We start from the raw sequence: 26,123 nt of genomic DNA, 5'->3' as shown, positions 1-26,123 counted from the left end.
GGCCCGGTGGACGCTGACGGCGTAGCCGCCGCCGTGGTAGGGGTCGGCGTCCCACGTCGCGAAGCGGTCGGCCAGGGTCAGGCCGGCCGCGGCGCAGTGGGCGTCGTACTCGGGCAGGGTGATGGTGGGCGGCACCGGCAGGTGGGCCGCGTCCAGGCCGAAGCCCGCGACCAGGAGGCCGCCCGGACGCAGGGTCGCCGCCAAGCGCCTGACAACCTCCGCCTCGGTGCCGGGCGCGAGGAGCGGGAAGATGTTGCCGGCGGCGACCACGAGGTCGAAGTCCGCCGCGATCCGCAGCTCGGCCGGGTCGAGCGTGGCCAGATCGGCCTGGGCCCAGAGCAGTTCCGGCGCCTGTCTGCGCGCCACGGCCAGCATGGACGCGTCGCGGTCGACCCCGACGCAGTCGTACCCGAGCTCCGCCAACCGGATCATGACCCGGCCGGTGCCACATCCGGCATCCAGCACCCGCGCCCCCGCGGGCATCAGCGCGGCACACAGCCGTGCCTCACCGTGCATGTCCTTGCCGCTGTCGGCCAGGGCCGCGAACCGAGCGGCATAGTCCTCGCCCGACGTCCCGCCGGTCAGCTCTTCCCAACGACTCATGCCCCACAGAATAGGCCGGAACCGCACCTCCCCGAGTCGCGCCGCCGGCTCAGCGCTCGGCGTCCGCGATCGCCGCGGTCAGTTCCCGCGGGGTGAGGAGCACCGATGACGTGTGGTCCCGCGTGATGCGCCAGCCGTCCCGAGTGCGGCGCCAGACCAGCGCCGACGTCGTCCTGCTTCCGACCACCGCGCCGTCCGCCCTGGTGAGCCGCGCGATGAAGACGACGTAGGCACTGGCGAAACCGCCCGAGCGCGCGACGTCCGGTTCACGGGCGATCCAGTGTTCCGCCCTCCGCAGCTGGTTGAAGACGGGTTCCCAGATGGACTCGTACTCCGCGACGCTCCGCGCGATCCGGTGCTCGGGGTCGAAGTCGTCGTAGTACAGGGTGTCCCTGCCATGCCAGTCGTAGAGGTGGCCGAAAGTGTCCCGGAACACGAACGTCCCGTCGTCCTCGGCACGGTCCCAGCCGAAGACCCACTCGCGGGTCCTTCTGGCCACGCTCCGCTCAACGTCTCCACGCGCCGCGTTCGCGCCACTCGCTCCGTTCGCCCCGTTCGCTGCGCTCGCGGACGTCGGGGCAGCGACGTACGCTCCGACCGCGGCGACGGCAGTGCTGCCGAGTACCCGGCGTCGGCTCAGTTCGTTGGTCATGCTCGAAGGCCCTCCATCGGACGGTTGCTCACATGTCCGACGGTAGGAGCGGCGGCGACACCGTGGCAGGGCATGCCACACCCACCCGGCTCGGTGCCGATCCCCCTGGCCTTGGCCGTGTCGACTGTCGGCCGTCGACTATCGGCCGTCGGCTGTCGGCGTCGGATGAATGCGGTTGCGGCGGGGGCAGCCTGCCCGGTGAGGTACCTCCATGGACGATGTCACGGAGCGGGCACGGCGGATGAGGTCAGGAGCGGGCCGGGTGGCCGCGGCGCAGCCGGCTCCGTGGCGCCGGTCGGCGGTCCTCGTGGCGCTGATGCTGGCCGCCTTCACCTTCAACACGGCGGAGAACCTGCCGGTCGGCCTCCTGGAGCTCATCTCCGAGAGCCTGCGGGTGTCGGTGTCAGCGGTCGGTCTGCTGGTCACCGGTTACGGCGTGATGGTGGCCGTGGCGTCCTTACCGCTCGCCCACGCCGTGCGGGCCGTGCCGCGGCGTCATGTGCTCACCGGTCTGCTGGCCGCGCTCGTCGTCTCCAGTCTGGTGGCGGCGCTGTCCACCTCGTACTGGCTGCTCCTCGCGGCGCGGCTGCTGACCGCGCTCGCCCAGGCGCTGTTCTGGGCGGTGATGGGGCCGGTCGCGGTGGGCCTGTTCCCGCCCGAGGTCCGCGGGCGCGTGATCGGGGCGCTGTCCGTCGCCGGTTCGCTCGCCCTCGTGCTCGGTGTCCCCGCCGGGACCTGGCTCGGACGGTGGAGCGACTGGACGGTGCCCATCGCGCTGCTGGCCGGCCTGGGCCTCGTCTCCCTCGTGACGATCGCGGCTCTGCTGCCGACCTCACGTCCGGAGGAGCAGCCCGCCGCCTACGGGACCCGTCCCGACGTCCGCCGGTTCGGTGTCGTCCTGGCGGCCGGGGCCCTGGCCGCCACCGGGGCGTTCGCGGGGTTCACCTACATGGTGAAGTTCCTCGGCGAGGTGAGCGGATTCTCGCCGAGCGCGGTCAACGCCTTGCTCGTGGCCTTCGGTGTGGCGTGTCTGGCCGGGGTGAGCATCACCGGGGCGCTGCTCGACCGCTTTCCGCACGCCGCGCTGGCCACGGCGCTGGTCACGCAGGCGGTGGGCATGCTCGGCCTGTACGCGGCCGGCGCCGACCCGGTGGCTGCGGTGGTCTTCCTGGTGTTGATGGGCGGTGCACTCGGGCCGGCCTTCATGACCACACAGAACGCGATGCTGCACTGCGCCCCGGGACGCACGGACATCGCCCTCGCGGCGAACTCCGGTGCCTATAACGCCGGTATCGCGGCGGGCGCCGCGATCGGTGGCCTGGTCCTGCCGCTCGCCGACGTGCGGGGCGCCTTCCTCGCCGGCGGGATGCTGACCGTCGGGGCCTGCGCGGTGTTGCTCGGCGAGCGGTTACTGCGCCCCGTGCCGGAGTCCGCCGCCGATCAGCGCCGTCACCCGCCGTCGGCGCCGTCGGGTCTGCTCAGACGGATCAGCGTCTGCTGACCGTTGGCGATGAGCTTCCTGGCGCCGTCGCCATGGACGCCGTACACCTCCAACTGGCAGACGGTCAGGGTCCGTCCGGACTTCTGGACGGTGCCGACCGCTTCGAGGTGGTCGCCCGCGGCGGGGGCGAGAAGGTTGATCTTGTACTCGACGGTGAGGACGTCGGAGTCCTCGTCGAAGAGTGTGAGTGCCGCGTAGCCGCCGGCGGTGTCCGCGATGGCGCTGGTGGCGCCCGCGTGGATGTAGCCGTGCTGCTGGGTCACCTCGGGGCGGGCCGGAAGCACGATGTGCACGCTGCCGGGGCCGATGTGGGTGAGGCGCGCGCCGAGGTGGGTCATGAGGCCCTGGCGGTCGAAGCTTTCCTGGACGCGCTTGCGGACCGCGGGACTCGCCAGTTCCTGCTGTATCTGGTCTGCCACGTACGTGCTCTCCTTCGAGTCCGTGTCGGGTGGAGCAGGACCGGGTGCCGGTTCCGTCTCGGGTGGTGCGGGACGGGTACCGCGGTCGGCTGGCGTTGCGCCAGCAGGATAGTGCCCGTGGCGACCGCCTTCTCCCTTGCGTCAGACAGCGCACGTGCATCAGATAGCGCAAAGGAGTTGCCCGGCCTCGGCGGACCGGAGAAGTATCTGTGGGCCGGAGATGGACCGCTGAGGGTCACGTGGCCCAGGTGGAGCGATCGCGCGCGAGGACGGAGGACGGTATGGAGCCACGGGAACTGCGCCGCGCGGTCGCGGCGGGTCGGGCGACCGCCGCGGAGCTGGGCCTTCGGGTCGACGACGTCGTCGTCATCCACGACTCGGACCGCGTCGCGCTGCGCCTGGCCCCCTGCGACGTCCTGGCCCGGGTCGCCCCTTCGGGCCATCTGGCCGAATCCGAGTTCGAGGTCGAGGTCGCTCGCCGACTCGCCGATGCCGGTGCTCCGGTGGCCGAACTCGACCCCCGGGTCGAGCCGCGCGTCCATGTGCGCGATGGCTTCGCCGTCTCGCTCTGGACCTATTACGAGCCCGTGGGGCCAGAGGTCGCGCCCGCCGACTACGCAGACGCGTTCCTGCGGCACCATGCCGCCCTGCGCCGCATCGACCTGGCCGCCGCCCCGCGTTTCACCGACCGAGTCGCCGCGGCACTGAGAGAGGTGAGCGATCGGGAGCACTCCCCCGAGCTGTCCGATCCCGACCGGGACGTCCTCATCGACACGCTCAGCGGTACGAGCGCCGCGATCGGCCTCGCCGGAGCGGGCGAACAGTTGCTGCACGGCGAGCCTCACCCGGGCAACCTCCTGAACACACGGAGAGGGCCGCTGTTCGTGGACCTCGCCACGTGCTGCCGCGGGCCGATCGAGTTCGACCTCGCCCATGCGCCCGAGGAAGTGGGTGAGCACTACGCGGGGGCAGACCACGACCTCATTCGCCGGTGCCGTGCCCTGAACTGGGCGATGTTCTCGGCCTGGCGCTGGCGGCGGGACGACCGGATGCCCGACCGGGCCCACTGGAGGACGGAGGGACTCGCCCGGGTTCGCGCCGCGCTCGACCGCTGCGGGATGGACTGACGTCGACCGCTCGGGCCGGGGCCGTCATGCCAGGGGGCATCGGGCGTCTCACCCACGCGTCCTCCATGTGAGACGGCATTTTGCGATCCGAGAAGGATGTCTAAGGTGGTGCGCATGTTCGGACCCGCTCGTCAGCTCGCCCTCGCGCTCTTCGCGGCCACGCCGTGGAGCGTCGACGACGCGCTCTGTCGCCGCTGACGCACCGCCGCCGGGCCCCGCTCCGCCGGCACGACGCCCCGCTGACGCCTGCGGCGACGCCGACGCCGCACTCCGCCTGACACCCCCGTTCCGGCGACGCCTCACTTCGTCGACGACCCGCTCGCGTCGAAGAGTCCCGCTCCGTCGGCAACGCGCTCCGCGTTCACTCGGCCACAGCCTGTCCGACTCTCCCCCCTCCCGTTCCCGGAGACCGCCTTGACCACCGCTCCCGAGGCCGGTGCGCCGCCCCGTGCCGCCCTGCTCGCCCCTCCCCCCACCTCCGCCCCCGCCCCTCCGGCCGAGGCCCTGCCACCGGTCCGGCGGCTGCCGTTGGCGGTCGCCGGCGTCATCGGCGCGGCACTCACCGGGTACGTCTTCGCCGAGCACGGGGCCAGACCCGGCGTCCTGCTGCTGCTCGGCATCGGACTCGGGATCGCCCTGTTCCACTCCCGGTTCGGCTTCACCTCGGCCTGGCGGCAGCTGGTGGCCGTCGGCAACGGCACCGGCCTGCGTGCGCACACACTGCTGCTCGGCAGCACCGCGACGCTCTTCGCCCTGATCATCGGCACCGGCAGCGGCCTGTTCGGCTCGGTGCCCGCGCCCAGCGCGGGACCGGTCGGCGTGGCGCTGCTCATCGGCGCCTTTCTCTTCGCCGTCGGCATGCAGCTCGGCGGGGCCTGCGCCTCCGGGACGCTCTTCGCCGTGGGTTCCGGCCAGGGCGCCATCGTGCTCACCCTCCTCGGCTTCATCACCGGCTCCACCCTCGCCGCCTGGCAGCTCGGCCTCTGGAACGAGCTGCCCGCGCTCGACCCGTACGTACTGTCCGACCACGTCGGCTGGTTCGGCTCCTGGGCGGTGACGATCGCCGCGCTCACCGCGATCTGGTTCATCGCGCGCGCCGTCCAGGCCCGCCGCACTCCCCCGCCGGTCGGCGCCCCGCCGTCGGCGCGCGGCGCGCTCCGCCGTGTGGTGCGGGGTTCCTGGCCGCTGGCGGCGGGCGCCGTGGTGCTTGCGGCACTGGGCGCCGGAGTGCTGCTCGTCTCGGGCGGCGCCTGGGGCGTGACCAGCGCGTTCGCCCTGTGGGGCAGCAAGCTCGTGGACGCGCTCGGCGGCTCGCCGGAGACCTGGGCGTTCTGGCGGCAGCCCGGCAGCGCGGCCCAGTTGTCCGGGCCGGTGCTGGCCGACAAGACCAGCCTCACCGACATCGGCATCATGGTCGGCGCGGCCGTCGCCGCGGCCGCCGGCGGCGTGTGGCGGCTGCACCGCGACATCCCCGCCCGCACGGCGCTCGCCGCCGTCATCGGCGGCATCCTGATGGGCGTCGGCGCCCGCCTCGCCGGCGGCTGCAACATCGGCGCCTACCTCGCCGGCATCGCCTCGGGCTCCCTCCACGGCTGGGTCTGGGCCGTCGTGGCCATCCTCGGCACGTGGGCCGGCCTGCGGCTGCGCCCGCTGTTCGGCCTGGGCAACCCGAAGCCGACGGACAGCGTCTGCTGAAGGCACCACCGGTCGAAGTCCCCCGGCGGAACCGTACCGGCTCGAAGAGACAGGCGCCCGCTCAAAGGGCGCCTCCCCGCAAGGGCGTTGTGCGTAAAGTGACGCCAGGGAAAGGCTGCCGCCATAGTGTGACGTGTCTTCAGACGGGGGACCCGAGGGCTGACCATGGCCGCTGTACGGAAGAGCGACGTCCTGGAGGCGTCGCAGGCACGGGTGTACTCGGCCGACGGAGAGGTGGTCGGGGCGGGTTTCCTGGTCTCCGACGACGTGGTGTGCACCTGTGCGCATGTCGTCGTCAGGGCACTCGGACTGCCCGGCACCGGGGCCGAAGGCCTCCCCGACGGGACCGTCGACATCGACTTTCCCCTGCTCCCCGGCCGCCCCCGGGTGCGGGCCGCGGTGGTGTCCTGGCGTACGCGCGGCGCCGATGCGGCGCTGCTGCGGCTCCGCGCTCCGGTCGAGGGCGCCCGGCCCGCCCCGTTGGTGGACGGGACGGGGGTGTGGGGGCACACCTTCCGGACGATGGGCTTCCCGGCCGGCGCCGGCCACGGCGTCTGGGCCTACGGGACGCTGCGCGGCGAGCAGGGGTCCGGCTGGGTGCAGATGGACGCGGACGAGCCCGGCCCGCGCGTCACGGAGGGTTTCAGCGGCGCGCCGGTCTGGGACCACACGCAGAACGGCGTCGTCGGGATGACGGTGGCCGCCCACCTGAACGAACGCACCGCGTACCTGCTGCCGTCGGCCGAACTGGTCGACGAGACGGTGCTGGAGCCCTGTTGCCCGTTCCAGGGTCTGGCCGCGTTCACCGAGGACGGCGCCAGGTTCTTCCACGGGCGGGACGCCGACATCGAACGGCTGCTCACCGCTGTCCGCACCCGCGCCCTGACCCTGGTGGCAGGGCCTTCGGGGTGCGGGAAATCCTCCCTCGTGCGTGCCGGATTGCTGCCCCGGCTGCGGGCCGCCGGGACCGACGTGACGGAACTGCGGCCCGTGCCGGGCGTGCCTCCGGCCGCCGTCGTCGCGCGGGCGTTGGCCGGGGCGCTCGAACCGGACCTCGGCGAGATCGAGCGCCTCGTCCGGGCGGAGGAACTGGCCGGCCTGCTGGACGCGGGCCGCGGTGTCGCTCCCGAGCTGCGCGCCCGGGTGCTGGACCGGAGCGACAACTCCCGGCGGGTCCTCTTCGTGGACCAGCTGGAGGAGTACGTGGCGGGCGAACCGGCCGCCGCCCGTAGGCTCTTCGGTCTGCTGGCCGAGCTGGCGGGCGAGGAGCTGCGGATCGTCGCGACCGCACGGCCCGACTCGCTCAGCAGCCTGATCACGGCCGATACGTCCGACCTCGTCAGCGATGCCGTCCAGTTCCTCGCGCCCCTCGCCACCGCGAACCTCGCGCAGGCGGTGACGGCGCCGATCGACACCGTGCCGGGGCTGTGGTTCGAGGCGGGCCTGCCGGAGCGGATCGTCGCGGACGCGGGCGACGAGCCCGGCCGTATGCCGCTCGTCCAGTTCGCGCTGACCGAGCTGTGGCGGCGGCGCAGCCGCGCCATGCTCACGCACGCGGCCTACGACGAACTGGGCGGTGTCGCGGGCGCGCTCGTCGGCTACGCGGACCATGCCTACGGTCGGCTTTCCCGGGCCGACCAGGTCCTCGCGCGGCGGCTCCTCGTCCAGCTCGCGCGCCCGGGGGACGGCGACACCTTCACCCGCAGGCCCGCCCGCACGACCGACCTCGCAAGGGACGTGGTGGCGTGCGCGCGCGTCCTCGCGAAGGACAAGCTCGTCGTCCTCTCCCACGCGCCGGGCGGCGACGCGCACGAGGAGATCGTCGACCTGGCGCACGAGGCCCTGACCACCCACTGGCCTCGCCTGCGGCAGTGGCTCGTCGACTCCCGCGACTTCCGTGTCTGGCAGGAACAGGTACGCGCCGATCTGTTCCGCTGGCAGTCCCAGCAGCGCGAACACCCCCGTCTGCTCAGCGGCACCGACCTGGCGGAGGCGGAGCGCCGGCTGGACGCGCACAGCGAAGCGGGCGACATCTCGGCGGCCGAGCGCGAGTACATCGACCTCAGCAGGAGGCACGCGCGGCGTGGTTCCCGGTTGCGCCGGACCGCGGTGGCGGTGCTGGGCGTGCTGACCGTCCTCGCGGTCGTCCTGGCGTTCACCACCTACCAGAGTCTGCGGCGGACCGAGGATCAGCTCCGCACCCAGGCGGCCGACCTCATCGCACAGACCGCGGACGAGCGCCCGGCGAGCGACCCGGCCACGGCTCTGCAGCTCGCTCTCGCCGCATGGCACGCGAAGCCGACCGCACGCGCCCGGCAGGCGCTGATGAACCAGTACGTGCGGGGGCAGTTCGTCACGGGCGCCCACCCGTCCCTGTGGCGCGGCGGCGTCGACGCGCTGACCGCGAGCGAGGACGGCCGGGTGCTGGTGGTGCGGTCGCAGCCCTCGGGCGGCGAGCGATCCGTGCTCACCGTGATCACGGGTGCTTCCGACGGGCGGCCCCGCGCGCGGGAGCTCAGCGGCGTCGCCGACGGTGACCTGGTCACGGCGGTGAGCCCCGACGGGCGTCTTGTCGCGGCCACCGACGGACAGGGAGAGGTCTCGCTGTGGCGGACGGGCAAGGGCGGCTCGAAGCGCCCGAAGACGCTGGAGAGCGGCCCGCACACGTCGCGGAAGAGTTCCCGGACCATCCTGGACTTCAGCGGCGACGGTGGGCGACTGCTGCTGTTCCACCCCCGCAGGGACTGTGGCGCCGAGTCGACGGAGAAGTGCGGTTCCGCCTTCTTGGACGTGTGGGACACGGGCATCGGCGGCCGAGGAGACGTGAGCGACCGGGTCGAGCTGCCGGCCGACCTGGACGACGTCGCCTTCACGGCCGACGCGGGCTCGGTGGCGACGCTGCGCTCCTCCACCTCGGTCAGGGACACCATCGAGGTGCGGGACCTGTCCACGGGGCGCCGGCTCTACTCCCGGCGCATGGCCACCCCGGCCTCGCTCCTGGCGGGCGGGGCGGTCGCCGCCCAGGACGACGGGCGGGCGGTGGGGCTCGGCCGGACGCCGGGGCGCTCGTACCGCATCCCTGCCGACAGGGGGTTCTCCCTCACCGACGCCACCACTCGGTACACACTCAGGTCCACCGATCCGCGTGATCCGGTGAGCACGGGACAGCGCTACGTCGAACATGTCCTGATGGACGTCCGTACCGGTCGTGCCTTCCACACCCGCGTCCCGGACTCGGGCGACGCGTCCGTGGTCCCGGCCACGGTCGCGGCCGTCCCGAGGAAGGGCGGCGGGCTGCGGGTCCTCGCGGCCGTGGGCTCGGATCTGGTCGAGGCACGGGCCGAGCCGATCGGCGGCAAGCAGCTCCGGTCCGAGGCCTTGGCGGTCGACGGGGAGACCCTGTCGCCGGACGGGCAGCTGTTCGCCCGCGTCTACGACGGCCGGCTCGTGATCCTGGACGCCTCCCGCAGGAGGCTGCGGTCGGTTCCGCTCCCCGAACCGGCCGCCGACCACGCGGTGACGTGGGAGGTGACGTGGACGGCCGACTCCCGGCGGCTCGTGCTGTGGAGCGGCAGGGACGGACTGAACCGGTCGTACGCGTCGGACGACCTCAGCTCCCGGCCCGTGGCCCTGGACGGCGTGTTGCCGGGCTTCGACCCCGCCCAGGGCGTGGTCGCCGTCGGCGGCAGCGAGGTCGCGGTGCTCTCGCGGGGCCGGCTGGCGCGCGTCGACGCCGCCGACGGACGGGTGACGACGCCTCCCTTCTCCGTCCATCGGGGCTCCGGTGCGGACAGGACACCGGAGGGAAGCTTCATCGGGGATCAGCTCGTGGCGAGGCCGGAACACTCCGGTCAGGTCGCGGTCAACGACCGAAGCGGCAGCATCCTGGTGTGGGACGTACGGACACCGAAGCGTGTCGAGAAACTGCACGGCGCCCCCGTCAGCTACGGATCGGGCGGCGTCCACCCCCTCATCGCCTTCGATCCGGCGGGCAGGTACCTCGCGGTCGTCAATGACGACGCCCAGGTGCGGGTCTGGGACGTACCGGCCGACAAGCGGCTCGCACGCGGCCTGCCCTGGGTGAACGACAGAGACGGCCTCGTCGGCCTGACACGCGACGGTCAGGTGATGGTCTTCCGTGACGGGCAGCTCCACTTCGTCGACCCGAACCGTGAAGGGAACAAGCTCTCGGTTCCCGTCATGAGAGGCGTCATCCACGCCGACGGTGACCAGTTGGTCGTCGATTCGGGGGCCGTACGACAGGTGTTCGACCTGCGGCCCGAGGCGCAGTTCCGTCATCTCTGCGACGCCGTCGGGCGGGACTACACCGACGCCGAACGCAAGCTGTTGCCCGAGGGAACACCCGACGGGCCACCATGCCCCTGACCACGTACGCAGGCGAGGAGCCGACGTGACCGAACATCAGCAGCCGCAGCTCGGCCCGGACGACGGGACCACGGTCCGGTTCGTCCTGGCGGAGGCCACCGCGCCCGCCGCCAGCGGCATGAGCCCCGCCGTGCCCGTGTCCCGCCGCGAGCGGAACCTCGCCCCGCTCGCCGCCGACGCCCTGCGCAGCACGCTCAAGCCGCTCGGTCCGCTCGTCCAGGAGGTGCACGACGCGGTGAGTGCCGCGCCGACACCGCCCGACGAGATCACCGTCACCTTCGGGGTGCAGGTCGGTCAGGATCTCAAGCTCGGCATCGTGAACGGCAGCGGCCAGGCCCACCTGACGGTGACGGCCACGTGGCGTCCGGAACGGCCGACGGATCCGCGAGGCAGGTGAAGGGGATCGCCGCGGTGGTGGTCTGAGCGCCCCCTGCGCTCCCGTTCCACTCCATCGGTGGGAGTAGCAGCCGTTGCGCCGATTCCGGCGCCCGACGGCTCGAAGATCGGTGGCGGCGACTTCGGGGCCCCTCCTGTCCCTCGGGGCCCGGGCCGCCGTACCGATCGACCGATGAATGAGCGGGAAGGAGGAGCGCGTATGCATCTGACTCCGCACGAGCAGGAACGGTTGCTGGTCCACACCGCGGCGGACGTGGCCCAGCGGCGCCGTGAGCGGGGCCTGCGGCTGAATTACCCGGAGGCCATGGCGCTGCTGACGGCGCACGTCTTCGAGGAGGCGCGGGCCGGTGCGACGGTGGACGCGGTCATGGAGTCCGGCCGCCGCGTGCTGACGCGGGACGAGGTCATGGCGGGCGTCCCGGAGATGATCGGCAACGTGCAGGTCGAAGCGACGTTCCCGGACGGGACGAAGCTGGTGACGATCCACGACCCCTTCGACGAGGCGGCCGAGGACGTGACCGTGCACCCCGGCAAACTGGAACTCCTCCCGGACGAGGAGGAGTACCGCATCGCCCTCAACGAGGGATCGGCCCATGTGGACCTGCCCGTGAGCAACCCCTCGGACCGTCCCGTCCAGGTGGGCTCGCACTACCACTTCGCCGAGGCCAACGAAGGGCTCGCGTTCGACCGCGCCGCCGCGCACGGCATGCGGCTGCACATCGCGTCGGGCACCTCGGAGCGCTTCGAGCCGGGCGACGAGCGCACCGTGCGGCTGGTGCCCATCGCGGGTGAGCGCGTCGTCAGGGGACTCCAGGCGGGCAAGAGCGAGCAGGAGATGATCCTCGATGGGCAGTGAGCCCGTGCGGCCGTACGACCCGCTGACGCGTTCGCGGTATGCCGACCTGTACGGCCCCACGGCCGGGGACCGGGTGCGGCTCGCCGACACCGAGCTGGTGCTGCGGATCGACGAGGACTGGAGCGGCGGTCCCGGTCGCAGCGGGGACGAGATGGTCTTCGGCGGCGGCAAGGTGATCCGCGAGTCCATGGGCCAGTCCCACATTCCCCGCGACGACCCTCGCCAGCCGGTGGACACCGTGATCACCGGTGCGCTGATCCTCGACCACTGGGGTGTGGTGAAGGCCGATGTCGGGCTGCGCGACGGGCGGATCCAGGCGATCGGCCGGGCGTACAACCCCGAGACGATGGCGCCGAGCCCGGCCAGTCCGCAGGGCTCCTCCGACTTCGTCGTCGGCCCGGAGACGGAGGTGATCGCCGGCAACGGGCGCATCCTGACCGCGGGCGGCGTCGACACGCACGTGCACTTCCTGTGCCCCGGGCAGATCCACGAGGCGCTCGCCTCGGGGGTGACGACACTGATCGGCGGCGGCACCGGACCGGCCGAGGGCAGCAAGGCGACCACGGTGACGCCGGGCAAGTGGCACCTCCAGCGGATGTTCGAGGCGCTGGACTCGTATCCGGTGAACATCGGCCTGCTCGCCAAGGGCAGCACGGTGTCCGAGAAGGCCCTGCGCGACCAGGTCGCCGCCGGCGCCCTCGGCTTCAAGATCCACGAGGACTGGGGCGCCACGCCCGCGGTGATCGACGCGGCCCTGCGGATGTGTGACGAGACGGGGGTACAGGTCGCGCTGCACGCCGACTCCCTGAACGAGTCCGGGTTCGTGCAGCGCACCTTCGCCGCGACGAAGGACCCGGCGGCCAAGGGTGACCGGTACCGCGGCCTGCACATCTTCCACGTCGAAGGCGCCGGCGGCGGCCACGCGCCCGACATGATCAGCCTGGTCGGCAAGCCGAACGTCCTGCCCGCGTCGACGAACCCCACCCGCCCCCTGACGGTCAACACCGTCAAGGAGCACGTCGACATGATGATCGTGTGCCACCACCTCAACCCCGAGGTCGACGCGGACATGAAGTTCGCCGACTCCCGGATCCGGCCCTCCACCATGGCCGCCGAGGACCTGCTGCACGACATGGGCGCCATCTCGATGATGTCCTCCGACGCCCAGGCCATGGGACGCATCGGCGAGATGGTCCTGCGGACCTGGCAGACCGCGCACGTCATGAAGACCCGCTACGGGCACCTCCACGAGGACGACGCCCAGGCGGACAACTTCCGTGCCCGCCGCTACGTCGCCAAGTACACGATCAACCCGGCCATCACCCACGGCATCGACCACGAGGTCGGCTCCGTCGAGGTGGGCAAACTGGCCGACCTGGTGCTGTGGGAGCCGAAGTTCTTCGGCGTGAAGACGCACATGGTCATCAAGGGCGGCCAGATCGCCTACGCGCAGATCGGTGACGCCAACGCCTCCATCCCCACCCCCCAGCCGTTCCTGCCCCGCCCGGTGTGGGGCTCCACCGGCCGCTCCCCCGGCGCGAACTCCTTCAACTTCGTGGCAGAGCTCGCCGCCGACGGCGAACTGTCCCGCAGCGGTCTGCTCAAGGAGCTGCGCGTCATCAAGGACACCCGCGGGGTGACCAAGGCCGACATGGTGCACAACGACGGCGTGCCGGAGGTCGTCGTCGGCCCCGACACCTTCGACGTCACCATCGGCGGGGCCGTCGAATCCGACGTGCGCACCACGGTGAACGGCCAGCAGGTCGCACTGAACTACGCCACCGAACTCCCCATGGCGCAGCGCTATTTCCTCTTCTGATCCGGCGCCGCCGGCTGTGCGGCAGCCCGGACGGTCACCTCGCGCCGACCAGCCGTGACCGGCACCGGTCACCTGTCCTCGACCAGCCGTGGCCCGCACCGGTCACCTTCCGCGAAAGGCGGGCCACCGCTCCATGACCCGTGCCGCCCTGCTCGTCCTGGCCGACGGCCGCTTCCCGGCCGGCGGTTACGCCCACTCCGGCGGTATGGAGGCCGCCGTCACCTCCCGCGACGTGTACGACGCGGCGACCCTGGAGGCGTTCTGCCGGGGGCGTCTGCACACCGCCGGGCTGACCGCGGCGGGCCTCGCCGCCGCGGCGGCCGCCGGGCACGATCCGCTGGCGCTCGACGAGGCCGCCGACGCCCGCACCCCCATGCCGGCGCTGCGGCAGGTCGCCCGCAGACTCGGCCGGCAGATGCTGCGGGCGGCCCGCGCCACCTGGCCCTCACCCGGCCTCGACCTGCTCGCGCGTGTCCGGCCACAGGGGGCGCACCAGCCGGTCGTCCTCGGAGCCGCGGCCCGGTCCGCCGGCCTGACCCCGCTGGACGCCGCCCAGTGCGCCGCCTACGAGAGCGTCGGCGGGCCCGCGACCGCCGCGGTACGGCTGCTCGGCCTCGACCCGCTCGAAGCCACGGCTCTCCTCGCCCGGCTCACCGGTGAACTCGACGAAGTCGCCCGTACGGCCGCCGCCGCGGCGGGCCGTGTCCCGGCCGAGGGCGTCGGCGCGCTGCCCGCCGCCTCCGCCCCGCTGCTGGACGTCATCGCCGAACGGCACGCCGCGAGGACCGTCCGCCTGTTCGCGTCCTGAACGCCCGCCTCCTCCACACAGTCACCTACGCACCTACGGGAGCCACCATGCACCTCGACCACCCCGCGACGCCCCTCTCCCTCCCCCACCGCCACACCCACAGCGCCGACGCGCTGCGCCCCGACGGCAGCCGTCGCGCCCTGCGGGTCGGCCTGGGCGGGCCGGTCGGCTCGGGCAAGACCGCCACCGTCGCCGCGCTGTGCCGCACGCTGCGCGACCGGCTGTCCATCGCCGTGGTCACCAACGACATCTACACCCGCGAGGACGCCGAATTCCTGCGCCGCGAGGCCGTGTTGCCCCCGGAACGCATCGCCGCCGTGGAGACCGGCGCCTGCCCGCACACCGCGATCCGCGACGACATCTCGGCCAACCTCGAAGCGGTGGAGCAACTGGAAGAGGCGCTGCACCCCCTGGACCTGATCCTCGTCGAGTCCGGCGGTGACAACCTCACCGCCACGTTCTCCCGTGGTCTCGTCGACACCCAGGTGTTCGTGATCGACGTGGCCAGCGGCGACGACATCCCCCGCAAGGGCGGTCCCGGCATCACCACCGCCGACCTCCTGGTCATCAACAAGACCGACCTCGCCCCGCACGTGGGAGCCGACCTGGGCACCATGGCCGCCGACGCGGAGAAGCAGCGCGGCCCCCTGCCGGTCGCCTTCACCAGCCTCGCGACGACCGACGGCATCGCTCCGGTGGCCGACTGGCTCGGCGAGTGTCTCGCCTCCTGGCGCGCGGGCGCCGCCGCGTGAACGCCACCGCACCGCTCACCACCACGACGCCGCCCGGCCACGGGGCACGGGCCGACGCCTCCGCCGCGGACCCCGCCGACGCCGGCCCGACCGCGTGCGAGCACGTGCCCGAGGCCTGCGGGAACAGTGCCGGCAGCGCGCAGCCGCCCGGGGTCCACGCGTCCGCCCGTATCCGCGCCGGACACAACGGCCGCACCACGACCGTTCCGCTCCTGCACAGCGACGGCCCCTTCCACCTGCGGCGGCTGCGTCCCCGCGGCGACCGGGCCCGGGTCAGCGTGATCGGCGCCATGAGCGCGCCCCTGGGCGGCGACCGTCTCACACTCGACGTCACGGCCGAGAACCACGCCCGCCTGGAGGTGGGCACGGCCGCCGCCACCATCGCCCTGCGCGGACCGACCACCGCACCCGCCACCTACGACGTCCGCCTCACCGTGGGCGAGCACGCCTCGCTGAACTGGCTGCCGCAGCCGCTGATCAGCACCCGCGGCAGCACCCTGCACCAGACGTGCGCCGTCGACCTGGCCCCGTCCGCCCGGCTGCTGCTGCGCGAGGAGCAGCAGCTCGGCCGCACCGCAGAGCCGCCGGGCCTGCTCTCCACCCGCCTGACCGTACGGTGCGACGGCCGTCCCCTCCTGGACCAGCACACCCTCTACGGTGAACCGGCCAACGCCTGGGACGGCCCCGCCGTTCTGGGCCCCCACCGTGCCGCCGGTCAACTCCTCGTGGTCCACCCCCGCCTGGACCCCGGCCTCCCGCCCCTCCTCATCGAGGACGACCCGACCGCGGGCCACGCCGTCCTCGCCCCCTTGGCGGACGTGCCCGCCCTCCTCATCACCGCGATCGCCCCCACGTCCGCCCGGCTGCGCCGGCTCCTCGACACCGGCCTCGCCCACGTGCTGGCCGCCACCGCGTAGCCGCTGCCGTCACGTCCACAGCCGCCGGAACTCAGGGGCGAGCGGTGTGATCGGGATGTCCCTTACTGCGTCGTGCTTCCTTCATCTCGGCTTCGTAGAGGTGATCGCGCCCGTCCGCCAGTTCGGCGACCGCTTGCCGTTCCACTTCCTTGAAGGGCTCGTAGTAAGTGCCGTTGTATTCCTCGATGATCTGGAACGTCCAATGCCCTGGAATGACGTTGCGGCCAACGATCTCGTGCTGGACGCGGTCGGCCCAGGCTGAATGACCGGCCTTGCGGAGGAGATCCACAGCCCGGTCCAACTCCAGATCCGCGCCGCCGGTCAGCTGGTGGAACTCGTAGAGATGTCCGCGGGCGCGTTCGGTGGTCTCCAGCGCCTTGGAGAGGGACCCGAGGGCTTCGATCGTCTCGTCGCTGACGCCTTCGGGTCGCTGGTGGCCTCGGTCCGGCCCGTCGTGGTGGTTCATGCCGAAGAGGTTCCCACAGGTCGGCGGCCCATTCGGGGCAGCCTCGCGTGATCCCGTCCGCGCGTCGCCGTGGACGGCGGGGCCCGGCGTCCGGCCTCGGGGGACCGACTTCCGGCCTTCCCCCGGCACCAGCTCCCGACCCCCCCCCCCTGCGCTGGTGCCGCCGGCCTCACCTCGCTGAACCGTCGGCTGCGGCCGGGCGGCGCCCTCGTCGTGATCACACCGCTCGCTGCCGCCATCCCCGCCGAGTGGCGCGGAAGCGCCCCCTCGACGCGGACGAGCTCGCACGCCCGCAGAGCCGGTGGACGGCCGCGGAGCGGCACGACGCGGAGGGGCTGGTCATCCTCATCCTGCGTGGGCCTCGTCCTGGCAGAGCCTGATGGAGCCCCAGGACTTCACCCGGCTCGAAGCCATCGAACGCGCCCGGCGCGGCGAAGGCCCTGCCTTCCTCACCGCGCACACCTGGTCCGCCCCCGGCGCCCCTCCCGGACCGCTGACCGATCATGTACGTATGACTGGCGCGACCGATCAGCCGACGATCAGCACACTGACGCTGCGGCACAGGATCCCGGACGACTGGGCGGCGGGCCCCTGGGCCGAGGTGAGGCCTCTGATCGATGGCGCAGACGTTCTGAAGGAGGTCCACCCGGCAGGGCTCGCGCCGAGTTGCCGCGAGTGGACGGGGCCGGCGGAGAGCTGGCCGCTGGCAGCCGCGGCGGAGCCCCGCAGGGTCATGATCACCGCGCCGACCTGTACGCCCGGTTGCTGCGGGGCCCTGTACGTCACGGTGCGCCGCGAGGGTGAGCGGGCCGTCTGGGACGGCTGGGAGAACACCGGCGACATCACCACTGTGCCGATGGACTTCCACTTCGACGCCGGCCAGTACGACGCCGAACTCCGGCGGGCCGCCGCGGACCGCGGTTGGGAGGAGCCGGTGGACACCGTGGCCCGGCTTCTCGCGGAGATCCTCACGGGCAGCGGCTGGTTCGAACGCTGGGGGTGCGTCCTCACGGACGTCTCCCCACGGCGCGAGGAACTCGGCGTCCCCGAGGAACTGATGGACCCCGAAGGCGTCGACGTCGACTTCCACCAGGTCTCGGGGACCGGCGAGCGTCAGGCTTTCTACAGGTACGAGCTGTATGTTCTCCCCGGTCTGCCCGCCGAGGAGCAGGCGCGGCGGCTCGCGGACCACATCCTGGCGGACGATCCGCGGCGTACTGCCGAGGTGCGGTATGGCTGAGGGGGACGCAGGCGCCGCGACGGGACCGGCAGGCCGAGGGCCGCTCGGAGCCGAGTGACCGCGGGCGCCGGACGCTTGTCTGCCGGCGTCCGCTGCTGTTGGCTGACGGCTTGACGCCCGGTGCCGAGGCGGTGAAGAGGACGAGGCAGTGACTGTTGACGACAACGGACGACCCCGGGCGCAGTACGGGCTGCTGACGAGCATCGCCCAGGAGGCGGGTGTGTCACTCAGCACCGTCTCGAAAGTGGTCCACCGGCGCCGCGATGTGGGCACGGCGACCCGGGCGCGGGTCGAGGAGTTGCTGGCGCGGCACGGCTATGTCCGCCCCTGGGAGCGGGACCCCGGGATGCCGCGGCAGATCATCGCGATCTTCCGTGACCTGTCGGGCCCGTACACCCTGGAGGTGGCACGCGGGATCGTGGACGCGGCCGGTGAACTCGGTATCCACGTGGTGACCGGCACCGCCGGCAGGCGATCCATCTCGCAGTGGCTGAAGGAGGCCGCGGCGCTGGGCGCCGTCGGGCTGATCGTCGTGATCTCGATGCTGGCGGAGGAGGACCAGCGGCTCATCGTCGAGCAGCGGGTGCCGGTGGTGCTGGTGGACCCGCTGAGCGCTCCGACCCTGGACATCCCGAGTATCGGGGTGACGAACTGGAGCGGGGCCAAGGACGCGGTGCACCACCTCGTCGGTCTCGGCCACACCCGGATCGCGATGGTCGCCGGGCGCGCCCATTCCCTGGCAGGCGCGGCGCGTCTGCACGGCTACCGGGCCGCGCTCGAGGAGGCGGGGATCGCCTACGATCCCGCGATCGTGCGCTCGACCGACTTCGACTACGGGGAGGCGTTGGCGGCCACCTCTCACCTCCTCGGGATCGAGCGGCCTCCCACGGCCGTGTTCGCGGCCAGTGACGCCCAGGCCCTGGGGGTGCTGGAGTCGGCCCGGCAGCGAGGGCTGCGCGTCCCGGACGACCTGGCGGTGATGTCGTTCGACGACACGGTGGTGGCGGCCATGGCGAGCCCGCCGCTGAGCGCGGTCCGCCAGCCGATCGAGGAGCTGGGGCGGGAGGCCACGCGCGTGCTCCTGCAGATGGCCGACGGGTTCCCGCCCGCCTCGCCGCGCATCGAGCTGGTGACGGAGCTGGTCCTGCGGACCTCGACGGCGGCGCCCGCGAAGAACCTCTGCGGGCCCTGACGGAGGGTGCCGGCCGCGGGGAACGGTCGCCCTCCGCCGAGGGGCGGTCAGCTTCGGTCGAGGGTCACCGGCACGGTGTGGTGACGGATGACGGGCACCTGCCGTTCGTCGCCCACCAGGTCCACCGTCGTGCGGGCCGGTGTGTCGGTGCTCGATGAGCCGGCGTACAGCAGGATCTGGCCGGGTTCGACGACCCGCTGACCGCTCAGGCCGGTGAAGGCCAGACGGTCGGTGTGGACGTCGAAGCGGACCGTGGCCTCCTCTCCCGGTGCGAGGCTCACCTTGGCGAAGGCCAGCAGAGCCCGGATCGGCCGGGTGACCTGCGCGACCGGGTCGGTGAAGTACAGCTGCACCGTTTCGGCGCCGGGACGGGCCCCGGTGTTGCGCACCCTCACCGATGCGGTGAACCCCCCGTCGGTGGGCACGTGCTCGCGGTCCACGGACAGCGTGTCGACCTCGAACGTGGTGTACGAAAGGCCGTGCCCGAACGGGAAGGCGGGTGTGGGGTCGAGGTTGGAGAGCCGGCTCTGCCGGTCACCCAGCGGCGGGTGGAGGTAGGTGTAGGGCTGCCCGGCGGGCGAGGCAGGTATCTGCACGGGCAGCTTGCCGCTGAAGTCGGCCTCCCCCGCGAGCAGTTCGGCCGTCGCACGGCCTCCCTCCTCACCCGGCAGGAAGACCTGCACCATGGCCGCCGCCTCGTCCGCGAACCGGCCCACCGCGTACGGGCGTCCGCTGTTGACCACCAGGACGACCGGCGTGCCGGTGGCGAGCACGGCCTCCACCAGCTCCTCCTGGACACCCGGCAGACGCAGGTCCTCCACGTCGCAGCCCTCGCCGGAGGTGCCGATGCCGAACATGCCGGGCTTGTCGCCGACGACCACGACGGCGAGGTCGGCCGCCGCGCCCGCCCGCACCGCGGCCTCGATGCCCGAGCGGTCGGGTTCCCGGATCGGGCATCCGGGTGTGAACTCCCACTGCACGCCCGGCACTTGGGCGGTCAGCGCCTCGCGCAGCGACACCGCCTCGACGCCGTCGCCGAGGTCGTCGCGGTCGGAGAGGACGTGGTTGGGGAAGCTGTAGCAGCCGAACATGGTGCGTACGTCGTCGGCGCACGGGCCGATCAGGGCGATCCGGCCGGTGGAGGGCAGCGGCAGCGCCCCCTTGTTGGAGAGGAGCACGGCGCTCGATCGGGCGACGGCGTGGGCCAGGGCGCGCCCTGCCGGTGTGTCCAGGTCGAGTTCACCGGTGCGCAGCGCCGGCGGTTCCGGGTCCCAGTCGGCGTCGAGCAGGCCGAGCGCGGCCTTGTGCCGCAGGATGCGGCGCACCGACCGGTCGACGTCGTCCTCGTCGACCCGCCCGTCACGCACGGCGGCCTCCAGGGTCTCCCCGTAGGCGCGCTGGTCGGGAAGTTCGACGTCCATGCCCGCCTTGAGGGCCAGCACGCCCGCGCCGGACAGGTCGGCAGCCAGCCGGTGCGCGTCAGCGAGGAACGGCAGCGCCCAGTAGTCGGAGACGACCGTGCCCTCGAAGCCCCACTGCTCGCGCAGGACGGTGGTCAGCAGCCACCGGCTCGCGGCGGGCGCCTCGCCGTCGACCTCGGCGTACGAGTTCATCACCGAGCCCACTCCGGCGGCGACGCACCGCTCGAAGGGCGGCAGGATCACGTCGGCCAGTTCGCGGCGGCCGAGCCGGGCGGGTGCGTGGTTGCGTCCGCCCATGGAGGTGGAGTAGCCGGCGAAGTGCTTGAGCGTGGCGTACACCCCCGCGCCCTGGAGGCCGAGGGCGTATGCCTCGCCCATCTCGCCGACGAGGTGCGGGTCCTCCCCGTAGGTCTCCTCGCAGCGGCCCCAGCGGTAGTCGCGGATGACGTCGACGACCGGGGCGAGGCCCTGGTGGATGCCCGCTGCCGCCATGTCGGCGCCGATCGCGGACCCGACCCGGCGGATCAGTGCGGGATCGAAGGTGGCGGCCATGGCCAGGGAGGTGGGATAGATGGTGGCGCCGTAGGCGGTGAGGCCGGTCAGGCACTCGTCGTGCGCCATCGCCGGGATGCCGAACCTGCTCTGCGCGATGATCTGCCGCTGCCGTTCGGCCAGGACGCGGGCGTGGTCGAGGGCGGGGCGGGGCACGGTGCCGTAGGGCCGGGTGAGCTGGCCGAGGCCGTGGCGGGCGGTCAGGGTGAGGTCGCCGGCGGGGGCGAAGAGGCTGGTGCCGGGGGCGACCTCGGGTCCCGCGGGTTCGACGTCCTCCCAGCTGCTGGTGAGCTGGGCGGCCTTCTCCTGGAGGGTGAGGCGGGCGAGCAGCGCGTCGACGCGTTCGTCGATCGGGAGGGCCGGGTCGTTCCACGGCCGGTCGCCGTCGATCCGCGGTTCGGCTCCCGGGTCGGGCAGGTTGTGCTCCGGGGTGGTGGTGGTCGTCATGCACGACTCCTCGTGAGGTTTCCGGGCATGCCGGACGGGCTGGGCGTGGTCGCCCCGGCCTCGGCTGCGGCAGGCGTGTCGTTACTTGGAGAATCCGGCGGTCAGTCCGGCGACCAACTGCCGCTTGGCGAGGAGGAACACCGCCAGCATGGGGAGGGTGGAGAGCACCACGGCGGCCATGGTGGCGGGCACGTCGATGCCGAACTGGCCGCGGTAGAGGGTCAGGGCCAGTGGCAGCACGGCCTTGTCGCCGCTCTGGGTGAGGATCAGGGGGAAGAGGAAGCCGTTCCAGACCTGGAGGCCGTCATAGACGGCGACGGTCATCAACGCGGGCCTCGCCATCGGCGCCACCAGGGAGAACAGCATGCGCCAGTCCCCCGCGCCGTCGACGATCATCGCCTCGAACAGCGACCTGGGGATGTCCCGCAGGAAGCTGACCAGGATCATCACCGTGATCGGCAGGGCGAACGCCGCCGAGGGCAGCACGATGGCGAGCAGGCTGTCGTACATGTCCATGCGGATGATCAGCAGGTAGACCGGGATGATCACCGCTTGCAGCGGGATGGCCAGGCCCAGCAGGTACATCCGGAAGGACAGGCGGGACCAGGAGTTGGTGTACCTGACGATGGAGAACGACGCCATCAGGGCGGCGGCCACGGTGAGCACGACGGCTCCGACGGTGACGACGACGCTGTTGAGGAGGTAGGTGGCGAAGTCGCCGTCCAGAACCGTCTTGTAGTTGTCCAGGGTGGGGCGGCCCGGCAGGGCGAGCGGGCTGTCGGTGGTGAAGTCGGTGCGGCTGCGCAGGCTGGTCACGACCAGCCAGTACACGGGGACGACGACGAGCGCGGTCCACACCAGCGCCGCCCCGCCGGTGAGGGCGCGGCGCGGTGCGCCGCTGATCCACGGCCGGCGGCGGGCGCCTGCCGGGGTCCGTGGCTGGACGGCGCGCTGCTGCCCGGGCCCGGTGCGCTCCTTGGTCACGGTGGTACTCACAGGCCCTCCTGCTGGCTCTCCATCCGGGTGAATCCGGACAGACGGGTGGTGAACAGCGAGAGGCCGAGGCCGAACACCACCAGCAGGGTGGCGATCGCGCTGGCCCGGCCCATGTCGTGCGACTGGAAGCCGGTGATGTACATGGCCAGGGGCAGGACCCGGGTCGCGGTGCCCGGGCCGCCCGTTCCGCCCGACAGGACGAAGATCAGGTCGAAGTAGGTCAGCGATCCCACCAGCATGAGCGTGCTCGACGTGACGAACGTGTACTTGAGCTGCGGGAGCGTGATCCGCAGCAGCCGTGTCACGGGCCCGGCGCCGTCGATGGCGGCGGCCTCGTACAGCGACACGGGGATCTGCCGGATGCCCGACTGGTACAGCAGCGCGTGGAAGGGCACGAACTGCCAGGCGATCACGGCGATCACCGTGTAGAGCGCCAGGTCGGGCGAGCCGAGCAGCGGCTCGGCCAGCCAGTGCAGGCCGGGCGTCGCCCCGATCCCGAAGGACGGGTCGAGCAGGGCCTGCCAGGTCAGACCGATCGCGACCGCGGACAGCAAGAGCGGTAGGAACCACAGGACGGCGAGGAAGGCGCGCGTGCGGCCTCGGGGCGCCTGGAAGAGGCCGAGCGCCAGCGCCACCGGAGTCTGGACGAGCCAGCTGATCACCATCACCTTGACGGTGAGCCACAGCGCCTGCCAGGTGGCGCCGTCCGTCAGGACCCCGCCCCAGTTGCCGAACCCGGCCCACCCGATGGCCCCCAGGCCGTCCCAGCTGGTGAGGCTGAGCACCACCACGCCGCCGAGGGGGACCAGACCGAACAGGGTGAACAGCAGCAGGGCGGGGGCGGCCATGAGCAGCCCGCTGAGGCCGCGGCGTCCGCCGGGCGCCGTGGGCGGCCGTGTCTTCGGAGCGGCGGCCGGACGCGGCGTGCCGGCGACCACGGCCATTACTTCGCCGCCTTGCTCATGTTCACGCCGAACTGCTCGGGGTCGATCTGCCGCAGGAACGACTTGTCCACGTTGGTCAGCAGCGGGTCGGCCTGGTCCGACGGCAGGTCCTGGTCCCAGGAGAGCTGGAAGTTCTCGGCGTCCCGCACCAGTTCGTAGACGAAGGTGAGCCACTTCTTGTTGTCGGGCGACTTCACCGAGGCGAGCTTGGATTCCAGCTTGTTGACCGGCGGCACGCTGCCGGTCGCGAGGAAGGAGTCGATCTGCGCGTCGTTCATGACGTAGTCCTTCAGGTACGTCAGCGCCGCGGACTTGTTCTTGCTCTTCGCTTTCAGGGAGAGGAAGTTGGAGGGGTTGCCCACGATGTTCCTCGGGTCGCCCTTGCCCCGGGGAAGCACGGGGAAGGGGACGTATCCCAGGTCCTTCTCCACGAAGTCGGGGGCCGCCTTGACCAGGTTGGCGTACTCCCAGGTGCCCATCAGCTCCATGCCGGCCTTGCCGGTGTGGAGCAGGGCCGTGGCGGCGCCCTGGTCGTAGCCGACGGACGAGGCGTTGCCGCCGAACGCGCCGGCCTCGACCAGCTCCTGGAGGCGGCTGTTGGCCTTGGTGACCGCCGGGTCCTTCCAGGCCGTGGAGTCCCCGGCGGCGATCTTCTCGAACACCGTGTGGCCGCCCTCGCGGTCGAGCAGGTACTCCAGGTACATCAGCGTCGGCCACTTGGAGTTGGCCGCGAGCGAGATCGGGGTGACCCCTTCGCCCTTGAGCTTCTGCACGGCCGTCAGCAGCTCGTCGTACGTCTTCGGCGGCTCGGCCCCGGCGTCCTTCAGGACCTTCTTGTTGTAGTAGAGGACGACCGGCGTGATGCCGTTGGCGGGCACCCCGTAGAACTTGCCGTCGAGTGTGGCGCTGTCCAGCACGCTGGGCATGAAGCGCGGCAGATCGACCTCGCCGCTTTCGAGGGCGTCGACCTTCCCGGCCTTGACGTAGTCCTCCAGCGCGCCACCGCCCCAGTTGAAGAAGAGGTCAGGCGCCTGGTTCGCGCCGAACGCCACCCGCAGCTTCTGCTTGTAGTCGTCGTTGGCGAACATGCGCAGGGTGATCTTCTCGTCCGGGTGGTCCTTGTTGTACGCCTCGACGGACTCCTTGATGGTCGTCTGGTCGTTGAGCACCCACATCGTCAGCCCCTTCCCCGAGGAGGCCGCGGACGGCCCCGACGACCCGCATGCCGCGAGGCTGAGCGCGGTCGCGGCCGCGGCCAAGGCGGCCATCACCCGTCGCCTCGTCGGAAGGATGCGGCTTCTCGCGTCACCGTCGTATCCCGGGAACCCGTGCATGGTCTGCCCCTCTTCTCTGTCTCCGGTCGTGCCCTTGCCGTCGCCGGGCAGGGGCCGTCGTCCGGCGCCCGTCGTCACGAAAGGTTTTCGGGCGCGCTCGAATCGAACGGCGTGCCTGATGAACCGGGACACTGACATGGGCTTCGCGACCGGGACAAGGAGGGGAATCGCCCCGGTTACGAAAGACTTTCGTGAGGTGGTGGCGGCGTCGGGGGGTGGCGGTTTCGCGGGCGCAGTCGCGGACGGCGGACAGCGGACGCGAGACCGTGGGCGGCAGACCTGAGACCGGAGACCATGGGCTGCGGAACGCAGGCCGCGGGCCGGTGAGTCGGCACAACGACGTCGCCCTCCCGCCCGCCCCTTTCGGGTGCGGTCAGGAGGGCAGCGGAGTGCGGGGCGGCTCAGCCGCCTTGGCCGGCACTGCCGACCGGGCCGACCGTCACCGGGGAGCCGCTTCCGTCGGTGACGGGCAGCGTGCCCTCGCCCGGCCACTCCAGGGTGACCGACTTCGTCTCACCGGGAGGGGTCACCACGAGGCCCGTCACACGGACTCCGGAGCCGCCCGACTCGTTCGGCGGGTAGTTGATGCCGAAGGACACCGACTCGCCGTCCTTCAGGATCATCCGCTCGGCCGGCTGACCGCTGCGCTGCACGCGCTTCCCGTTCGTCCGGGGTCGGTGGACCGGGCCAAGATCGATCGGGTGCTGATGCACGTCGAGGAGCCCGACGCCGCTCTCGCCCAGTTGCACCGTGTCACCCGGCCCGGCGCTCTCGTCGGTCTCGTCGAGCCCGACTGGGACACCTTGGCCGTCGACGCCGAGGACCTCCGCACCAGTCGCGCCTTCACCCGGTACACCGCGGAGAAGGCGGTCCGCCATGGCACCATCGGACGCGGCTTGGGCCGGTTCGCCGAGACGGCGGGGTTCCGTGTGGAGACGGTGATCGCGACGGCGCCGGTCTTCAGGGATCTCGCCGACGCGGACCACACGCTGGGAATCGGCCGCAACATGCGGCACGCCATCAACGCCGGCTACGTGGAACGGGACCGCGGCGAACGGTGGTTCGCCGGCCTCGCCGAAGGCCCCTTCTACGCATCGTTCACCCTCGTCACGGTGATCTGCTCCCGGTGACCGAGGCCCCCTGGGCGGAAGACGGCCACGGGCTCACGCGTTACGGCGCGAGGCCGGTAGAGAGCCTTGGGCATCATGGGCCCGTGCGCGACGCGAACGACTCGGACCACCCGCTCCAGCTCCTGATGGGCTCGGAGGTCAGCGCCGTGTGCTTCGTGCGCGACTACGTCGAGCTGCACTTCGACGGGCCGGTACTGCGCTCCTTGAGTGACCCCTCGGGGGTGTACGGGGGCCGCGAGTGGCACTTCCCCGCGCCGGGGTCGATGGAGCTCATGCGCTGCTACATCGGCAAGACGGTCGACGGCTACGAACTGGTCCCGGATCGCATCTTCGCCCCGGACTTCGCTGAACACCGCTTCGTCGTCCCCCTGGGTTCCGAGACGAGCGGGGGTCCCGAATCGGCCCATATGGTCGGCGCCGATGAGAGCGGCCGGACTTCGGTGCTCGGCGGGATGTGGATCTGGTAGCAC

Annotated in this window: 22 protein-coding genes and 1 pseudogene; 14 read left to right on the top strand and 9 right to left on the bottom strand. The window is 72.2% G+C overall.

Annotation, left to right across the window (positions count from 1 at the left end):
• Nucleotides 1-603 (bottom strand): class I SAM-dependent methyltransferase (locus DCW30_RS18105; protein WP_164992604.1); only part of this gene is annotated, 603 nt, incomplete at its 3' end.
• A 49-nt stretch (nucleotides 604-652) separates the two neighbouring features.
• Nucleotides 653-1,102 carry a Cif family virulence factor gene (locus tag DCW30_RS18100; protein WP_076687841.1) on the bottom strand — a complete coding sequence of 150 codons (450 nt, stop codon included), beginning with the start codon at nucleotides 1,100-1,102 and terminating at the stop codon, nucleotides 653-655.
• A 469-nt stretch (nucleotides 1,103-1,571) separates the two neighbouring features.
• On the opposite strand from DCW30_RS18100, the gene DCW30_RS18095 reads away from it, so the two are divergent.
• Entirely contained in the window at nucleotides 1,572-2,756 is a 1,185-nt protein-coding gene (locus DCW30_RS18095; RefSeq protein WP_079250442.1) for an MFS transporter, read from the top strand.
• Here the strand turns inward: DCW30_RS18095 and DCW30_RS18090 are convergent.
• On the bottom strand, nucleotides 2,705-3,175 hold the full coding sequence (locus DCW30_RS18090; RefSeq protein WP_076687839.1) for a PaaI family thioesterase: 471 nt from the start codon (nucleotides 3,173-3,175) through the stop codon (nucleotides 2,705-2,707). The genes DCW30_RS18095 and DCW30_RS18090 overlap by 52 nt on opposite strands.
• 281 nt (nucleotides 3,176-3,456) lie before the next feature.
• Between DCW30_RS18090 and DCW30_RS18085 the strand changes: the two genes are divergently transcribed.
• The 9 genes from DCW30_RS18085 (at nucleotide 3,457) to DCW30_RS18045 (ending at nucleotide 15,931) form a co-directional block, all read left to right on the top strand.
• Nucleotides 3,457-4,302: an aminoglycoside phosphotransferase/kinase family protein gene (locus tag DCW30_RS18085; RefSeq protein ID WP_076687837.1), complete on the top strand. Its 846-nt coding sequence runs from the start codon at nucleotides 3,457-3,459 to the stop codon at nucleotides 4,300-4,302.
• Nucleotides 4,303-4,716: 414 nt separating this feature from the next.
• Complete coding sequence (locus tag DCW30_RS18080; RefSeq protein WP_076687834.1) at nucleotides 4,717-5,997, top strand: YeeE/YedE family protein; 1,281 nt, start codon at nucleotides 4,717-4,719, stop codon at nucleotides 5,995-5,997.
• 165 nt (nucleotides 5,998-6,162) lie between these two features.
• Entirely contained in the window at nucleotides 6,163-10,383 is a 4,221-nt protein-coding gene (locus DCW30_RS18075; RefSeq protein WP_076687831.1) for an nSTAND1 domain-containing NTPase, read from the top strand.
• A 25-nt stretch (nucleotides 10,384-10,408) separates the two neighbouring features.
• Entirely contained in the window at nucleotides 10,409-10,780 is a 372-nt protein-coding gene (locus DCW30_RS18070; protein WP_076687829.1) for a CU044_2847 family protein, read from the top strand.
• A gap of 198 nt (nucleotides 10,781-10,978) precedes the next feature.
• The gene (locus DCW30_RS18065; RefSeq protein WP_076687827.1) at nucleotides 10,979-11,635 is read left to right on the top strand and encodes an urease subunit gamma; all 657 of its coding nucleotides are present in this window, start codon (nucleotides 10,979-10,981) and stop codon (nucleotides 11,633-11,635) included.
• Entirely contained in the window at nucleotides 11,625-13,454 is a 1,830-nt protein-coding gene (locus DCW30_RS18060; RefSeq protein ID WP_076687825.1) for an urease subunit alpha, read from the top strand. Before DCW30_RS18065 ends, DCW30_RS18060 begins: the two co-directional genes overlap by 11 nt.
• Before the next feature lie 133 nt (nucleotides 13,455-13,587).
• The gene (locus DCW30_RS18055) at nucleotides 13,588-14,262 is read left to right on the top strand and encodes an urease accessory protein UreF (protein WP_076687823.1); all 675 of its coding nucleotides are present in this window, start codon (nucleotides 13,588-13,590) and stop codon (nucleotides 14,260-14,262) included.
• 47 nt (nucleotides 14,263-14,309) lie between these two features.
• Nucleotides 14,310-15,014, top strand: a complete 705-nt coding sequence (ureG, locus tag DCW30_RS18050; protein ID WP_076687821.1) for an urease accessory protein UreG — start codon at nucleotides 14,310-14,312, stop codon at nucleotides 15,012-15,014.
• Complete coding sequence (locus DCW30_RS18045; protein ID WP_237283482.1) at nucleotides 15,011-15,931, top strand: urease accessory protein UreD; 921 nt, start codon at nucleotides 15,011-15,013, stop codon at nucleotides 15,929-15,931. The genes ureG and DCW30_RS18045 overlap by 4 nt, the downstream gene beginning before the upstream one ends.
• Before the next feature lie 31 nt (nucleotides 15,932-15,962).
• Here the strand turns inward: DCW30_RS18045 and DCW30_RS18040 are convergent, their stop codons facing one another.
• Nucleotides 15,963-16,397: a hypothetical protein gene (locus tag DCW30_RS18040; protein ID WP_076687819.1), complete on the bottom strand. Its 435-nt coding sequence runs from the start codon at nucleotides 16,395-16,397 to the stop codon at nucleotides 15,963-15,965.
• 511 nt (nucleotides 16,398-16,908) lie between these two features.
• On the opposite strand from DCW30_RS18040, the gene DCW30_RS18035 reads away from it, so the two are divergent.
• Nucleotides 16,909-17,637, top strand: coding sequence for a hypothetical protein (locus DCW30_RS18035; RefSeq protein ID WP_076689756.1), 729 nt, complete (start codon nucleotides 16,909-16,911; stop codon nucleotides 17,635-17,637).
• A 148-nt stretch (nucleotides 17,638-17,785) separates the two neighbouring features.
• A complete protein-coding gene (locus DCW30_RS18030; protein WP_076687817.1) occupies nucleotides 17,786-18,829 on the top strand; it encodes a LacI family DNA-binding transcriptional regulator in 1,044 nt (347 codons plus the stop codon).
• 47 nt (nucleotides 18,830-18,876) lie between these two features.
• Here DCW30_RS18030 and DCW30_RS18025 read toward each other — a convergent pair whose 3' ends face one another.
• The 5 genes and pseudogenes from DCW30_RS18025 to DCW30_RS18005 all read right to left on the bottom strand — a co-directional run.
• Nucleotides 18,877-21,249 carry a glycoside hydrolase family 3 N-terminal domain-containing protein gene (locus DCW30_RS18025; protein ID WP_079250266.1) on the bottom strand — a complete coding sequence of 791 codons (2,373 nt, stop codon included), beginning with the start codon at nucleotides 21,247-21,249 and terminating at the stop codon, nucleotides 18,877-18,879.
• Nucleotides 21,250-21,330: 81 nt separating this feature from the next.
• Complete coding sequence (locus DCW30_RS18020) at nucleotides 21,331-22,245, bottom strand: carbohydrate ABC transporter permease (protein WP_079250265.1); 915 nt, start codon at nucleotides 22,243-22,245, stop codon at nucleotides 21,331-21,333.
• Complete coding sequence (locus DCW30_RS18015) at nucleotides 22,242-23,093, bottom strand: carbohydrate ABC transporter permease (protein WP_076689749.1); 852 nt, start codon at nucleotides 23,091-23,093, stop codon at nucleotides 22,242-22,244. Before DCW30_RS18015 ends, DCW30_RS18020 begins: the two co-directional genes overlap by 4 nt.
• Before the next feature lie 95 nt (nucleotides 23,094-23,188).
• Nucleotides 23,189-24,457 (bottom strand): extracellular solute-binding protein, encoded by a 1,269-nt coding sequence (locus DCW30_RS18010; RefSeq protein ID WP_076687815.1) that lies wholly within the window; start codon nucleotides 24,455-24,457, stop codon nucleotides 23,189-23,191.
• A 467-nt stretch (nucleotides 24,458-24,924) separates the two neighbouring features.
• A pseudogene (locus DCW30_RS18005) lies at nucleotides 24,925-25,170 on the bottom strand (DUF4232 domain-containing protein); the annotation flags it as partial.
• Between the two features lie 30 nt (nucleotides 25,171-25,200).
• On the opposite strand from DCW30_RS18005, the gene DCW30_RS18000 reads away from it, so the two are divergent.
• Nucleotides 25,201-25,653: a methyltransferase domain-containing protein gene (locus DCW30_RS18000; protein WP_237283481.1), complete on the top strand. Its 453-nt coding sequence runs from the start codon at nucleotides 25,201-25,203 to the stop codon at nucleotides 25,651-25,653.
• 83 nt (nucleotides 25,654-25,736) lie between these two features.
• Nucleotides 25,737-26,120, top strand: a complete 384-nt coding sequence (locus tag DCW30_RS17995) for a hypothetical protein (RefSeq protein ID WP_123985638.1) — start codon at nucleotides 25,737-25,739, stop codon at nucleotides 26,118-26,120.
• Nucleotides 26,121-26,123 lie beyond the last annotated feature (3 nt).

This window comes from Streptomyces alfalfae (assembly GCF_004127445.1).
In the GTDB taxonomy this organism is placed as follows: Bacteria; Actinomycetota; Actinomycetes; order Streptomycetales; family Streptomycetaceae; genus Streptomyces; species Streptomyces alfalfae.
This window is presented reverse-complemented; position numbering and strand designations above follow the sequence as displayed.

Coding starts and splice junctions, on each gene's coding strand:
- DCW30_RS18055 (WP_076687823.1), top strand. CDS start 13,588: ATGACCCGTGCCGCCCTGCTCGTCCTGGCCGACGGCCGCTTCCCGGCC.
- DCW30_RS18010 (WP_076687815.1), bottom strand. CDS start 24,457: ATGGCCGCCTTGGCCGCGGCCGCGACCGCGCTCAGCCTCGCGGCATGC.
- DCW30_RS18035 (WP_076689756.1), top strand. CDS start 16,909: ATGACTGGCGCGACCGATCAGCCGACGATCAGCACACTGACGCTGCGG.
- ureG (WP_076687821.1), top strand. CDS start 14,310: ATGCACCTCGACCACCCCGCGACGCCCCTCTCCCTCCCCCACCGCCAC.
- DCW30_RS18040 (WP_076687819.1), bottom strand. CDS start 16,397: ATGAACCACCACGACGGGCCGGACCGAGGCCACCAGCGACCCGAAGGC.
- DCW30_RS18015 (WP_076689749.1), bottom strand. CDS start 23,093: ATGGCCGCCCCCGCCCTGCTGCTGTTCACCCTGTTCGGTCTGGTCCCC.
- DCW30_RS18060 (WP_076687825.1), top strand. CDS start 11,625: ATGGGCAGTGAGCCCGTGCGGCCGTACGACCCGCTGACGCGTTCGCGG.
- DCW30_RS18085 (WP_076687837.1), top strand. CDS start 3,457: ATGGAGCCACGGGAACTGCGCCGCGCGGTCGCGGCGGGTCGGGCGACC.
- DCW30_RS18025 (WP_079250266.1), bottom strand. CDS start 21,249: ATGACGACCACCACCACCCCGGAGCACAACCTGCCCGACCCGGGAGCC.
- DCW30_RS18075 (WP_076687831.1), top strand. CDS start 6,163: ATGGCCGCTGTACGGAAGAGCGACGTCCTGGAGGCGTCGCAGGCACGG.
- DCW30_RS18095 (WP_079250442.1), top strand. CDS start 1,572: ATGCTGGCCGCCTTCACCTTCAACACGGCGGAGAACCTGCCGGTCGGC.
- DCW30_RS18065 (WP_076687827.1), top strand. CDS start 10,979: ATGCATCTGACTCCGCACGAGCAGGAACGGTTGCTGGTCCACACCGCG.